The organism is Frankia sp. KB5 (assembly GCF_002099325.1).
GTDB lineage: Bacteria > Actinomycetota > Actinomycetes > Frankiales > Frankiaceae > Frankia > Frankia casuarinae.
Genome location: NZ_MRUJ01000070.1, coordinates 14,048 through 27,565 on the forward strand (window position 1 = coordinate 14,048; position 13,518 = coordinate 27,565).

At 70.7% G+C, this 13,518-nt stretch carries 13 protein-coding genes and 1 pseudogene; 3 read left to right on the plus strand and 11 right to left on the minus strand.

Annotated features, from left to right (window positions below):
- The first annotated feature begins 355 nt into the window (after nucleotides 1-355).
- Entirely contained in the window at nucleotides 356-1,156 is an 801-nt protein-coding gene (locus tag KBI5_RS08165; RefSeq protein ID WP_085014870.1) for a class I SAM-dependent methyltransferase, read from the plus strand.
- A gap of 13 nt (nucleotides 1,157-1,169) precedes the next feature.
- Nucleotides 1,170-1,535: a hypothetical protein gene (locus KBI5_RS08170; protein ID WP_085014871.1), complete on the plus strand. Its 366-nt coding sequence runs from the start codon at nucleotides 1,170-1,172 to the stop codon at nucleotides 1,533-1,535.
- A gap of 52 nt (nucleotides 1,536-1,587) precedes the next feature.
- Here the strand turns inward: KBI5_RS08170 and KBI5_RS08175 are convergent, their stop codons facing one another.
- The 10 genes and pseudogenes from KBI5_RS08175 to KBI5_RS08210 form a co-directional block, all read right to left on the minus strand.
- Nucleotides 1,588-2,139 (minus strand): FHA domain-containing protein, encoded by a 552-nt coding sequence (locus tag KBI5_RS08175; protein WP_011435423.1) that lies wholly within the window; start codon nucleotides 2,137-2,139, stop codon nucleotides 1,588-1,590.
- Between the two features lie 60 nt (nucleotides 2,140-2,199).
- On the minus strand, nucleotides 2,200-2,682 hold the full coding sequence (locus KBI5_RS08180; RefSeq protein ID WP_085014872.1) for a Rieske (2Fe-2S) protein: 483 nt from the start codon (nucleotides 2,680-2,682) through the stop codon (nucleotides 2,200-2,202).
- Between the two features lie 22 nt (nucleotides 2,683-2,704).
- Complete coding sequence (locus tag KBI5_RS08185; protein ID WP_011435421.1) at nucleotides 2,705-3,277, minus strand: DUF6529 family protein; 573 nt, start codon at nucleotides 3,275-3,277, stop codon at nucleotides 2,705-2,707.
- Nucleotides 3,278-3,448: 171 nt separating this feature from the next.
- A complete protein-coding gene (gene pepN / locus KBI5_RS08190; RefSeq protein WP_085014873.1) occupies nucleotides 3,449-6,085 on the minus strand; it encodes an aminopeptidase N in 2,637 nt (878 codons plus the stop codon).
- Between the two features lie 81 nt (nucleotides 6,086-6,166).
- Complete coding sequence (locus KBI5_RS08195; RefSeq protein WP_043591415.1) at nucleotides 6,167-6,367, minus strand: hypothetical protein; 201 nt, start codon at nucleotides 6,365-6,367, stop codon at nucleotides 6,167-6,169.
- 40 nt (nucleotides 6,368-6,407) lie between these two features.
- Nucleotides 6,408-6,545: pseudogene (locus KBI5_RS27710) on the minus strand (DUF5996 family protein); the annotation flags it as partial.
- Between the two features lie 53 nt (nucleotides 6,546-6,598).
- Complete coding sequence (locus KBI5_RS08200; protein WP_023841307.1) at nucleotides 6,599-8,281, minus strand: hypothetical protein; 1,683 nt, start codon at nucleotides 8,279-8,281, stop codon at nucleotides 6,599-6,601.
- Complete coding sequence (locus KBI5_RS08205; protein WP_235463166.1) at nucleotides 8,278-9,996, minus strand: glycosyltransferase family 2 protein; 1,719 nt, start codon at nucleotides 9,994-9,996, stop codon at nucleotides 8,278-8,280. Before KBI5_RS08205 ends, KBI5_RS08200 begins: the two co-directional genes overlap by 4 nt.
- Before the next feature lie 363 nt (nucleotides 9,997-10,359).
- Entirely contained in the window at nucleotides 10,360-10,536 is a 177-nt protein-coding gene (locus KBI5_RS26195) for a hypothetical protein (RefSeq protein WP_023841309.1), read from the minus strand.
- Complete coding sequence (locus KBI5_RS08210) at nucleotides 10,523-11,776, minus strand: glycosyltransferase family 2 protein (protein ID WP_241882746.1); 1,254 nt, start codon at nucleotides 11,774-11,776, stop codon at nucleotides 10,523-10,525. Before KBI5_RS08210 ends, KBI5_RS26195 begins: the two co-directional genes overlap by 14 nt.
- 779 nt (nucleotides 11,777-12,555) lie before the next feature.
- Here KBI5_RS08210 and KBI5_RS08215 point away from each other — a divergent pair.
- Nucleotides 12,556-13,245, plus strand: a complete 690-nt coding sequence (locus tag KBI5_RS08215) for a hypothetical protein (protein WP_011435415.1) — start codon at nucleotides 12,556-12,558, stop codon at nucleotides 13,243-13,245.
- Between the two features lie 14 nt (nucleotides 13,246-13,259).
- On the opposite strand, the gene KBI5_RS08220 is transcribed toward KBI5_RS08215, so the two are convergent.
- Nucleotides 13,260-13,518: hypothetical protein (locus KBI5_RS08220; protein WP_133056973.1), on the minus strand; the 259-nt coding region annotated here is incomplete at its 5' end.

The following is a 13,518-nucleotide window of genomic DNA, read 5'->3' on the forward strand; positions in this document are numbered from 1 at the left end:
CCACGCGATCAAGGGTGCACGCTCCATCACAGCCTGTCCAGACGCATCCACCACCAGGGCGTCATCCGGGAGACAGGCGCACCGTACTCATCCCATCCATCACTCGTCCGGCTACTTTGCCTACATTTTGACCCCCGGGCCGGCGCCATGGTGAGCGGCGGGAGCGACTGGACGACCGCGACCTCGTCGAAGCGGCCGTGTGCCTCGCCAACGGCGAGCGCAGGAGTGCTCCTGCTGGTCTCATACGATGACCGACTGATTCGTCGAGGCAGGCAGGCCGTCGTGCCGCGGTGGCCTGTCCCGGCACCGCGATCGGCGCGCAGTCCGTGGCCACCCGGAGAAGGACGAGGGATGGATGATCAATAATGCTGCCCACGTACGGACCAACCGTGCCCGCTGGAACGAGATCTCTGACGACTACCAGCGACTGAACGCCCCGCAGATCCGCCGGCAGGTGTTCACCGGCGACATCTCCTGGGGGCTATGGGCCGTTCCGGAATCACGGCTCGGCGTGCTCGGTGAGGTCACCGGACGGGACATCCTGGAGATGGGCTGCGGGGGCGGCCAGTGGTCGAGCGCGCTGGTCCGGCGGGGGGGCCGACCGATCGGCTTGGACCTCTCCGAACGGCAGCTGCACCACAGCAGAYAGYTCGCCGCGGAGACCGGGCTGTCCTTCCCCCTGATCCAGGCGAGTGCTGAGGCGGTGCCCTTCGCCGACGACTCGTTCGACATCGTCTTCGCCGACCACGGCGCCTTCTCCTTCGCGGACCCCTTCCGGGCCGTGCCGGAAGCCGCACGCGTGCTGCGCCCCGGCGGCCTGCTCGCCTTCAGCCACGTCAGCCCGATCTACGAGATCACCGTGGCGCCGGGCCGGGACGCCCCTGGCAGTCGCCTGACCCGCGACTACTTCGGGCTGCGTTTGCTGGCCGAGGCCGACGGCCTGGTCAGCGCCAACCTTCCCTACGGCACCTGGATCAGGCTCTTCCGGGACAACGACCTCGTCATCGAAGATCTTCTGGAACCCCGCCCGGCACCGCCGGCATCCGACAGTCACAGCGAGGAACCGGCACCCGCCCAGCCCGAACGCGGCGACAAGGCATGGGCGCGCCGCTGGCCCTCCGAATGCATCTGGCGGCTACGCAAGCCGACGCGGTGAAGGCATCGGCCTCGTGACGACCACGCYGACTGGCGACGCCGCCCCGCACGCCGCTCTGCTGACGGGCATGGCGGATCTCGCCCGCCGGCTCCGACCGGGCGGCCGGGAGACTCCCGTCGTGCTGTCGCACCACGGTGAACGGCTGATCGTGCGCCACGGTGACGTCGTGCTCAAGGCCCACCCGCCCGGATCCGGCCCACAGCCGCCCGCGGCCCGGCTCCGGCTCGTGGCCACATCCTGCTGTCCCCGCTGCCGTCCCCGCTACCCCAGCCGTCCCCGCTACCCCAGCCGTCCCCGCTACCCCAGCCGTCCCCGCTACCCCACGCCACCCCTACCGGTCTGGACGGGCTTGCCGTCCGGGTCCACGACCGATGGGTGAGTGCCTGGCCGCGATGGGTGAGTGCCTGGCCGGCCGGAGGGCCGGCCGGAGCTCAGGACAGCGCGAGCAACGCGCCGAGGGTGAAGCCGACCGCGGCGAGCCACACGAGGGTGGGCAGAGCGCGCAGCCAGCTCGCCACGGGCGAGTGGCCGGCGTGACGCTGGGCCGGAACCTGGGCGGAGTCCGCCCCCGCCGGGACGGGGCTGGGATCGATGCGGCCCTGGCCGCCCTGGCCGGCCAGCATGGTCGCCAGATTCCCGACGTCCGGGTCGTCGGGCGCGGCGGGCGGGCGCCGCGGCGTGGGACTGACCGGGGCCAGGACGACCGTCGGCCCGTTCGCCGCGCCGAGGTGCACCTGCACCTCGCCGTCGTTCAGGGCGATGCTGCCGGTCCGGGCGCCGTCCACCCAGATGCCGTTGGAACTGACGTCCCGGGCGAGCCACCCGGCATCGCCGCGGGGCTCCAGCAGGACGTGACGCCGAGACACCCGGCCGTCCGCGATGACGACATCGCAGTCACGGCCCCGGCCGACGACGTGACTGCGGTCGGCGGACAGCACGCTCTGGCCGGACGGGACGGTGATCCGCAGCCCTGTCGGGTCCACTGTTTCTCCTCCTGGGAGGATCCGGCTCCTGCCGAGATCCGGGCGATCGGGGCGCGGGGGTCAGGCGGGGAAGATCGCGTTGTCGCGGACGGTGACGGCGACCGGCGGCAGCGGCTGTTTCGCCGGCCCCGCGACGGGTTCCCCGGTACGGGTGTCGAAGGCGCTGCCGTGGCACGGGCAGAGGATGCGGCCCTTCGCGATCGCGTTCACCGAGCAGCCCTGATGGGTGCAGACGGTGGAGAAACCCTGGATCGTGCCGGCGGCATTCCTCGTGAGCACCAGGCCGGCGTCGCCGAGGATGAGACCGCCGTCGGCAGGCACCTCGTCGACCCGGGCGAGGGGCGCCGCGCCGCCGGCCTGGCCACCGCCGTTACCCGCGCCCGAACCGTCGCCACCCGCGCGGGTCCCGCCCGCGGTTGCCTGCCRTGGTTTCGGATCGGCCGCGTCGCTGCTGCTGGCGACGACATACCCGACGGCACCCGCGGCGACGGTGACCGCGATGCCGGGGACCACGAGGCGCCGCGTCGGTGCTTCCTGCGTCATGACTTTTTCCTCGGGATCCTGTTCAGACGTGCGGAATACCGGACCGGGTGAAAAACCACAGTGAAGCCGTCAACCAGATTGCGACCAGGGAAACGAGAACCGTCGAGCCGAGGACGGGCAGTACCCACCCCGGTAACCCGCTAGTCCGTAGGCTGATCATCTTTGCCGCGTAGGCCCCGTAAAAGGCGCAACCCAGGAGGCTGTGGAGAAGCACCCGGGTGCCATCGCTGGCAAAGCCCAGCGCCCAGATGCAGTGGAAGGCCACCGGCAGGGTGAGGACGAACGCGGTCGTCCCGCTCCATCGGTGCAGCGGACCGGCCCAGCTCGGCGCCGGGCCCGCGCCGGGCAGCCGTCCCCACATCCACAGTGCCGTGGCCAGCTGAACGAATAGCAGAACGGCGGCGGCCGTCGTCAGCCACGCCTTCATCGGCAGCATGCCAGAGAAACCGAGGGTGAACAGCGGCCGCCCGGCCGGTTCGTGAACCCTCGCGTACACACCGGTCGACACCGCGACGGCGGCACCGACCAACAAAGTAACGCCTAATGCCGCACCCGCACTCGTCTGCCGTTCGGCCCGGTCCGTGCCGGCTGCCATACCGCCCCCCGTCCCCTGAGACACCCTTGCTGCGCGAACTATGCCGGAAAGAGCGCGGGCGCGTCCAGAGCCGTCGGCGAGATGACATCGTCAGTGGAATGACGATGCCGCCGGCCGGATAACGGGTGGGTTGGAGCAGGGCCGGCGTCAGGGCCGGAGACGGGCCCGGCGTCAGGGGCGGAGACGGGCCCGCACCGCTCGGCGGAGTTCGTCGGTCGCGTCGACGACGACGCGGCGCAGGAGCGGGTCGAGACGGTCGCGGGCCAGCAGGGCGTCCGCCTCCCGCACCGTCCCCACGGACACGGCGAACTGCGGATAGGCGTGGGTGGCGATCTGCCGGGCGGCGTGCGGGGATCGCCGGGCCGCCATCGCCGGCATCTGCTCGAAGTAGCGGGAGACGTACCCGTCGGTGAGATCCGCCTGCTCGGGCTGCCAGAAACCCTCGGCCGTCGCGGCGACCAGCCGGGCGGACATCGTGTCGTCGTCCACGATCATCCGCCAGGCCCGGGCTTTCGCCTCGGGATCGGCAACGGCGGCGCGGGCCCGCGCCGCATGCTCGGCGGCCCGGGCGCTGCGATCACGCCGGCTCTCGGCCGCGATCTCCCCCTCCCCGGCCCGCCCGAGTACGACCAGCCGGTGCAGCAGAGTCCAGCGTAGTTCCGGGTCGATGACCAGTCCGGCCGGCACGTCCGTCCCGGCGAGCCACGCCGCCAGCGTTCCCGCCTGCGCCGGTCCRCTACACCCGATGACCCCGCGGGCGGCGGAGAGCTGATGACCGCCTCCCGGTGCTGCGGCCGCGAAGGCCCGCGCGCAGGCGGCGTGGAGCGCCTGCGCCGCCGCCGGTCGCGCCGACGGCGCGAGATAGCGGTTCAGCACGGTGGCCCGGGCGAAACGCAGGGCGTCCTCGAAGACGGCGATCTCGGTCTCCCGGGGCAGCGCACCCGCGGCGAGCGTCAGATAGTCGGCGGCGGGCCATTCGGCGTCCCGGGTCGCGTCGGCCGCGGCCGCCCAGATGATCGCCCTGGCAAGCGGATCGGCCGTCCGCGGCAGGACAGTGGGCAAAGCGGCGAGGTCGGCCGGGACGAAACGGATCTTGGCGTAGGTCAGGTCGCCGTCGTTGACCAGCAGCAGGCGTCCCGCCTCGCTCCCGACCAGTGACGCGATCCCGGTGCGCCCGCCCGGCGCCGCCGGATCGATGTCCACCTCCACCCGGCGGAGCAGCACGATCGGCCCGGTCGGCTCCGTCGGATTGGTCGGCTCCGTCGGATTGGTCGGCTCCATCGGCTCGGTCTGCTCCGCCGGGCCGTAGACGCCGATGCCGATGCGGTGCRGACGCAGCGTCGGGTGYGTCGGCGGTGCCGTCTGGACCACTGCGACCTGGGCGAGGCGGCCGTCGGAGCCGATCGTGATCTCGGGGCGCAGCGTGTTGACCTGTGCGTGGCGCAGCCACACCTCGGCCCAGCCGGCGAGGTCCCGGCCGCTCTCCGTGGTCAGCGCGGCGAGCAGGTCGGCCAGGGACGCGTTGGCGAAGGCGTGCTGGGCGAAGTACGTCCGCAGCCCGGTCAGGAAGGCGCCGTCGCCCACCCAGGCGACCAGCTGCCGCAGGGCCGACGCTCCCTTGGCGTAGGAGATGCCGTCAAAGTTCAGCAGGGCGAGTGCGGTGTCGGGGACGTCGGCCGGGGCCACCGGGTGCGTCGACGGCCGCTGGTCGGCGGCGTAGCCCCAGCTCTTGCGACCGACGGCGAAGCTGGTCCACGCCCCGGTGAACCGCGTCGCCTCGGCGGTCACCCGATAGCCCATGTACTCGGCGAACGACTCGTTCAGCCACAGGTCGTCCCACCAGCGCATGGTGACCAGATCACCGAACCACATGTGGGCCATCTCGTGGGCGATGACGACGGCACGCAGCTCCCGTTCGGCCTCGGTCACCGCCGAGCGGAACACGAACTCGTCCCGGAAGGTCACGCACCCCGGGTTTTCCATCGCGCCGGCATTGAACTCGGGCACGAACGCCTGATCGTAGGTCCCGAACGGGTACCGGCTCGCGAACAGCTCGTGGTAGCGGTCCAGGCAGGCCCGGGTGACGCCGAAGATCTCCGCCGCGTCGGCGTCGAGGTACGGCGCGAGTGAGCGGCGGCAGAGCAGCCCGAGCGGGATGCCGTCGTGGAAGTCCTCGACGAGGTGGTACGGCCCCGCGACCACCGTCACGAAGTAGGTCGCCAGGGGTGCCGTCTCGGTGAACTCCCACCGCCCCGGCGAGGCCTGCTTCCCGGCACCGTTCGCCCGCACCGTCCAGTCGGGGGGTGCGGCCACGCTCAGGCGCACCGGCGCCTTGAGATCGGGCTGGTCGAAGCAGGCGAACATCCGCTGGGCGTCGTCGAGGAAGGTCTGCGCATACAGGTAGACCTCGCCGTCCTCCGGGTCGGTGAACCGGTGCAGCCCCTCGCCGGTGTTCGAGTACCTCATCGTGGCCGTCACCACGAGCTCGTTCGTCGCGTGCAGCGTCGCGAGGGGGAGCCGGTTGCCGTCGACGGCGGAGGGGTCCAGCGGCTGGCCGTTGAGCCACAGTTGCTGGATGGATACCGGTTTGAGCTCGACGAACGTCGCCGGTGCCGGTTCGCCGTCCGCCGACGAGCCGTCCGTGGCGAGGGAGCCGTCCGTGGGGGGACGGAGGCTGAAGCGCACCCTGGTCGTCGAGCCGAACTCCGTCGACGTGCGAGCCGCGGTCAGGTCGAGCTCGATCTCGTAGCCATCGACGCGGACCAGGCCGGCGCGGGCGAGGGCTTCGTCCCGGGTGAGGCTGTGCATACGGCGAACCTATGAGATGCCTCGCCGCCCGTCCGACGTGGACCTGGTCACCCCCCGATCTTGCCGGGTGGCCCGTCGATGTCAGTGCCCGGAGGCGAGGACAGGGTCGGTGACGCCGTGGGGGCAGGCGAACCGCTCGATGTCCCTACCCGCCCGGTAGGCCCCGGCCCGGTAGGCCCCGGCCCGGTAGGCGCTGTCGTCGAAGTCGAGAACGCCGGCCCGCCGGTCCGGGCCGCGCTCGAGGGCCGCGAGCGGGAGGACGGCACGGATGCGGATGGTCAAGGCGGATCTTGATGCCGAGCGCCGCCAGCGCGTCGAAGGTGCGGCGGTAGAACGACGCTACCGACTGCGCGACCAGGGGAAATGAGATCCTCTCGCCGTCCAGGCGCTGGACGACCAGCTCATGACCGACGAAGTCGAAGTCGATGGTGAAGATCGGGTTTCCGTCGACCTGGCCCATCGGACGCGTCGTCAGTCCACGGCCGGTCAGCTGGAGGGGAAGATGTCACGGGTTCAGCACCGGTCAGGCCGGCCGCGGCAGTCCGGGACGATGACCCGGCGAATCTCGATCTCTCCATCGCCGAACGACTTGAGGACCACCGAGTGCCGGAGCGCCTCGGCGACGAGCGGGACCTCAGCGAGCACCGAGTCGGGGGGCTTGCCCATCATCAGGTAGTCGACATCACGCCAGCCGTGGGGGAACCGGCCGCGCACCTGAGGGTCGAGGTCCAGCTTGTAGAACCACACCGGCAGCGGCCGGCGCCCGGCGATCGTGAGGTCGGTCCAAGCGATGTCGTCGGTGATAACGATGCCCTCCGGGGGAACGTTCGCGAGGAACCATCGGGTCGCCTCCCGGCTCGGGGCACTCGCGTCCTGGGTGAGCGCGGTGCGAATTTTCGGTGTCCAGTCCGGGATCACCGTCGCGGCGGCCACGGACAGGGCCACCAGGACCACGAGGCAGCGCAGGCCATTGACGATCATGGCCGCGGTCGCCCCCACCCCCGCCCCGGGCCCCGACCCCGGCCCGGCATGACGCGGCGGACCGCGTCGCGGCCGTGCTCCACTCGGCAGAACGGCGTCGAGCAACCCTGCCACGCACAACGCGGCGAACGGGAGCATCGCGGTGACGTAGGGGTTGGGCAGGTAGCCGTTGCGGAAGACGAAGGCAAACTGCAGCAGCAGTAGTCCGGCGACGACCCGCAGCCGCCGCAGGGCGAGCAGGGGAACCGCGGCCGCAATACCGGCGAGGACCAGGTAGGGATCGAGATCGAGCCAGGACCGCACGACATGGTAGGTGTCACTGCCGGTGTCGAGCACGCTGCCGCTCGGGGCCCGGTCGAACAGCTGCCATCTGATCGCCCATTCCAGCGAGACGTGGCCGGGCCCCTCGAACAGCTCGTTCTTCGCGGCCGCATACAGGATGTAGATGCCGCACACGCCGATCAGGCAGCCCATGAAGTTGCGCCGCACGAATCGCCAGTTACGAGGATCACGATTCTGCCGGAGCAGTACGTACAACCCCGGGAGGAAGAGCAGGACGGTTTCCTTCGACCAGAACGCGAAGGCCATGAAGATCCCGGCGAACGCCGCCGCCGCGACACTGCGTCGCGGCGACGCCGCGCACACCAGGGCGGCGAGCAGCCACATCACGGCGATGTTGTCGAGGAACGCCATCCGCTGATACCACAGGGCGAGCGGTGAAAGCGAGAAGACGAGCAGGGCCAGGCCGGCGAAGAACCGTCGTAGGCCGAGGAGCCGRCCGAACCGGTACAGCAGCACGCAGCTCACCAGATGCACGCCGAACATGAGCTCGCGGGCCGCGGTGACCGCCGTCGGCGCCCGGTTGAAACCATCAGTGATCTTCGTGTAGATGGCAATCAACAGCCATCCGCCGAACGGATGGTCATACCAGTACGTGTAATGCGCGATCCGGTTCCAGTACTGCATCGAATAAGCCTGGGCGGCATACGTGCCCTCGTCGTCGGTGACGCGGCCCGGCCAGCCGTCGAAATTGTAACCGTGCAGCACCGCCACCACCGTCAGGAGCACGGCGAGCAGGAGCAGGCTGCGGCGGCGGACGCCGACCCAGCCGACCAGTCGGCCGGTGAGCTCCCCGGCCCGGGCTGCGATCCAGGTCACGGCGGTCTGCGGGCCGAGCGGTCGGGGGTACGGGTTCGCGGCGTCGGGTGCGGTCACGACGCCGCCTCCAGCTCGAAGCGGCCGGAGCCGGTGCTGTGGTGGGCCCCGGAGTGGGAGGTCTTCTCCCACTCGACCCGGCCACGCAGCAACCGGGCCGTGGCGCGCACCGCGGCGGCGGAGAGCGCGAGCTGGTACAGCGGGGCGCAGAGCACGAGCCGCACGCTGTCCCAGCGACGCAGATCGAGCCCGTACGCCTCGGCGAACTCGCGGAACGCCGCCTGCTCGGAGAAAACCGTCATGACGGTCGCACCGAACGGAAGCCAGAAGACGATGACCAGACCGGTCGGCGCCGCCAGAAACAACGTGAGGACCAGCGACACCGGCAGCAGGACGCCGGCGAGTGCCTGGAAGAACGGCATCGTGAGCATCTCCACCGCCATGATGCGCTGACGTGCTCCCGGCAGCGCCCGCCAGTCCCCCTTGAAGAGGACCTGCATGAACCCCATCATCCAGCGGGTGCGCTGGATGATGAGTTTCGTGAGGCTTTCCGGGGTCTCCTCCCGGGTCGTCAGATCCGGATGGTAGAAGACCGCGGTCGGGATTCCGGCGGCCGAAGCCCGCACCCCGAGGTCACAGTCCTCGGTGAGGCAGGAGACGTCCCACCCACCGAGCCTTTCCAGCACCGTTCGCCGAATGAACACCGTGTTGCCGCCGAGTGGGATGAAACGCGCGCGCGCCTGGAAACGCAGCCGCGACATGAACCAGATGTAGTATTCGAGGCAGTTGCGGGCCCGCCACCAGGAGGTGCCCGCGTCCAACCAGTGGAGGAACGCCCGTATCGGTGAGTGGTCCGCGGCGCGCCGCCACGCCGTGGCACGCGCGTTCATGAGCTGCACGCCGCCCTGAAAGATGCCGACGTCGGCGTGGCGCAGGGCCAGCGTGTTCACGTAACGCAGGAGTCCCCCGGCGAGCAGGGACTCCGCGTCGACGACGCCGACCAGGTCGCCGGTGCAGTGCCGGCGGGCGTCCTCCAGGGACAGGGGTTTACTACGCCGGCTGCCTTCGGGCGCGACGACCCGCACGTTGGAATGCCGGCCGGCGATCTCCTCGGCGACCCGTCGGGTCTCCTGGTCGACCTCGTCATACGACACCATCACGACCAGTTCCACCAGGTCGCCGGGGTAGTCGCCGGCAAGGATCTGGGTCAGGGTCCGCCCGAGCACCGGCTCGTCGCGGGCGGGGACGATGAGGGAGAAGCGGTTGCGGGGCGCGAGGTTGCCGGTCAGGTCCACGTGATGCACCCGCTCGGGACGCTGCCAGCTGTACTGGCCGCGCACGAGGGTCAGGCTGGCGACCAGCAGCATCAGCAACGAGACGATCGTCCATGCGGCGAGTAGCACGACGTGGTGATGCTCGGCCGCACGCACCCCCAGCGTCACCGCGAGGGGCACGCTGACCAGCGCCCACACCCAGCGCCGCCGGCGGCTGGCGCCGGGGATCGACCCGCGGGTCCGCGCCCGGAGCCGACCGGACAGGACCAGGCCGCCGGTCACCGCCGCCACCGCGCCCAGTACCACGGCGAACGGCTGGCCCAGGCGCGGACCGCCGTACGAGACCAGCCTGATGTCCGGCGAACCGGCGAACATGTAGACGTACCAGCCGCCCGACTCGCACGCGAGCCGGGCGAGCCACGGGATCCGCCGGCCCCGGCCACCCCGGCCGAACATCCGAGGCAGGACGACCGCGAGTGCGCCGGGCAAGAGGTAAGACATGCTCCCGTCCAGACCGACCAACGCGGACAACACGAGGGCCGACGTGGTGTGCAGGGCGGCCCCCCACCCCGCGGCCCACCACCCCGCGGCCGCTACCATCCACAGCCGAGGTGAGCGTCGGGGCACGCGGGGATCTCGGTGCGCATGGGCATGCCGACGCGCGCCGCGGGGGAGCGCCCGCGCACGCGGGACTTCGGAATCAGAATCGGATGTCACCTGTACCTGCCTGAAAGGGGTGGGCACGGAGCACCGCGGGCGGGCGACACCGCGGCGGGTCCGGTCCCCGGCCTGGATGGAAGGTCAGTTCGYCGCGACGAGCTTCGGGAGGTCGGCCACGTACTCGGCGACCGTGGTGTCGGCGAATTAGCTCCTCGCCATTCCCTTGTAGTTCGTCGTCGGCGTGGAATACGCCAAGGTGCCGCCGGCAAGCATGATCCGCCTGTCGGGGAGCTGCGCATGCCCGGAACAGAACAGCCGGATGAGGACCCCACCGGCGCCGAGGTGTACGCCGTCACCGGCGGGTGGGCTACGAAACCGCACCGGACACCCCGTCCTCCGACGGCCTTCCGTGGGACGGCGACACCGCCCGCTCAGACACCGCCCGCTCAGACACCGCCCGCTCAGACACCGCCCGCTCAGACACCGCCCGCTCAGACACCGCCCGCTCAGACACCGCCCGCTCAGACACCGCCCGCTCAGACACCGCCCGCTCAGACACCGCCCGTCGCCGGTACACCAGCCGATCCACCACCAGGTATCGGACGATCACCGCGGCGGCCAGGGACATCAGGGTCGAGATGCCGACGCCGAGATGCCATCGCCCGACCAGCACCGCGAGCAGTGGCAGCCGAATGACCAGATCGAGATTGTTGATGAGCGCGAACGCCGGATAGCGACGCAGCCGGGAACCCGTCTCCCGATCCCAGACCAGGAGCTCGCAGCCGAGGAAGTTCCAGCCGACGGCGATCTGGGTCGCGACGATCGCCGCGACCAGGTAGTGCAAGCCGACGTGGTGAAGCACGGCGGTGCCAAGCAGGTTCGGCACCGTCCCGGACGCCCCGACCAGGGCGAACCGCGCGGGCTTCGGAACCCGCAACGCGAACAGCCGCCGGGCGAAGCGGGCGCCTTCGGTCAGCGAGGCGTTGGAGGTCCCGGCGTGCCGCTCGGCGAAGGCRTACCCGATCTCGCGGACGCGCAGCCGTCCGGACGCGACGAGCAGCTCCAGCAGGATCTTGTAGCCGTCCGGTCGCAGGCCGGCCCGGTCCACGACGGCGACCCGTACCAGGAAGAAGCCGCTCATCACGTCCGAGACGCCGCGCAGCCGACGGGGGAAGACCCACCGACACAACCGGTTCGACCCCGTCGAGACCAGGTGCCGCATGCTTCCAGCGAGCCCCGATGCGCTGCCGCCGGACACGTACCGGCTGCCGATCACCACATCGGCGGCATGTTCCACGGCGGTGCCGAGCAGCGCCGGGATGGTCTCCGGCGGATGCTGGAGGTCCCCATCGATGATCACCGCATAGGGCGCGGCACAGAGCGCGAAGCCCTCGCTGACCGCGCCCCCCAGCCCGCCGACCCGCTGGGCCGGGGTCCGGTGGTGCACCCGTACCGGTAACCGCACCGAGGGGCGGACGCGCGCGATGACCTCGGGCGTTCCGTCGTCGGAGTCGTCAACGAAGATTACTTCTCCGGACAGGCCGTGCAGCGCCTCGTCGAGGCGCCGCAGCAGCGGTTCGACGTTGCGCGCCTCGTTGCGGGTGGGTATCACGACCGACACCTGTGGCCCGACGTCCAGCCGGGAACCGACCGGTTCCGCGRCCGAACCGCCCGTCCGCTCGGGACGCTCCAGCGGGTGGCGGGGATGCGGCAGAACGGGCAGACGGAGCAGGCCCGTGCGGTCGTCCGGTCTGCCCGCCGGCCCGGTCCGGCTCCCCTGCTCGGTCCTACTCGCTTGATCGGTCCTACTCGCTTGATCGGTCCTGCCCCCCTGATCGGTCGAGGTCATCRGATCCCCCCGGGGCCACAGACCCGCGAAACGCGAGTCAACGCCGAGATAATCCCGATCCGTCGAATTCCGGACAATACAGCGCAACATTCACGCGGCCACATTCCTGTGGTGATCATAACGAATTTCCCCCAGAGGCAGCGGAACAAGAGAAGCCTCGGATCGAGCCATCTACCGGCACCCCATGCCCGATCCGGGCCCTACGGTCATAAGGCCGGGCGAAAAATTACCGCAGGTCGTCAGCCGGCGGGGGCGGGTGACCACCAGGAACACTCCGAGACACGGCCTCCCCGCTAAGCCGGGTGCGCCGTGCCACACCGCACTCCACCGGCATGCTTTCCGACACTTCCGGGCAACCCGGTTGGCCGGTACCGTCCGGCCCTATAATTCAGAAATCACCGATCAACATCCCCGCATAGGGCCACAAGTCCCGGCCCCACGGAGCGGTACATCGCGACAACACGTGGAACCACCCCGGCCGGGTTGACGACAGTCACGACCGCAGAACCCCGCGCCCATAGACTTCCCAGCCATAAACCCCAGGGAGCACGGTGTCAGACCAGCCTCGCAAGAGCAGAGCGGACAGGGGGCACGTTCGCCTCAACCAACGGGATCTCCACGCCCTCGAATGGATCTTCGATATGCGGGCCGCCTTCGAGTCGGACATCTCGGAGATTCTCGGCCCGGAACACCCGATCTCCAAGAACGCGGCCCGCGCCGTCGTGAAGCGCTGGGAGAACGCCGGAGTCGCCTCCGCCGATCCCGTACTCGCCGGCCAGGGCCGGCTCGTACGGCTCACCGCCGAGGGCACCCGGCTGGTCAGTTCGATGGAGCTGGAATCCGACGGGGCGGCGACGAGCGCGGCGGGGGCCGTGCGCCACGCCATGGTCGCCCGCGCCCGGCTGCGGATCGAGAACGCCGGGGTGGGCGGGTCGCGGGTGCTGGCCTGGATCAGCGAGCGACAGTGGCGGCACGAAAACGAGGCCGCCCTGCACACCGGGTCGCACGTTCCCGACGGATTCGTCCGCCTCGATGGCGGGATGACGGGAGTCGTGCAGGTCGGCCATACCCGGGTGGAGGTCGCCCGGCTCCGGCCACTGATCGCGAAGCTCGCCCGTCACCATCCCGTCGTCGTACTCGCCGTTCCCCGGGGAGAGCTGGCCGGCAACCCGGCCGGCCCCGCCGCGGTCACCGACGACGGCGACGGCCTGCCGGCGACGGTCTTCACCGTGGAGATCTGACTTCGCTTCTGACGTCACTGTGGAGATCTGAGCCCGGCGAGACGCTCGGCGAGCAACTCGGCGAGATGCCGCCCGCGCCGGGCGGCGACGTGTTCGGCCTGGGTCCGGCAGGAGAATCCGTCGGCGAGCAGCACGGTGCCCGCGGGAGCCGAGGCGATCGCCGGGCCCAGGGTACGGGCAGCGATCGCCATCGACACGTCGTAGTGCCCGGCCTCCATACCGAAGTTGCCGGCCAGGCCGCAGCAGCCAGCGAGGACGTCGACGTCCGCGCCG

What these genes read in the sequence shown, in the direction of transcription:
- KBI5_RS08185 (WP_011435421.1), bottom strand. Translation starts at nt 3,277, where the DNA reads ATGGCAGCCGGCACGGACCGGGCCGAACGGCAGACGAGTGCGGGTGCG.
- KBI5_RS08205 (WP_235463166.1), bottom strand. Translation starts at nt 9,996, where the DNA reads ATGTCTTACCTCTTGCCCGGCGCACTCGCGGTCGTCCTGCCTCGGATG.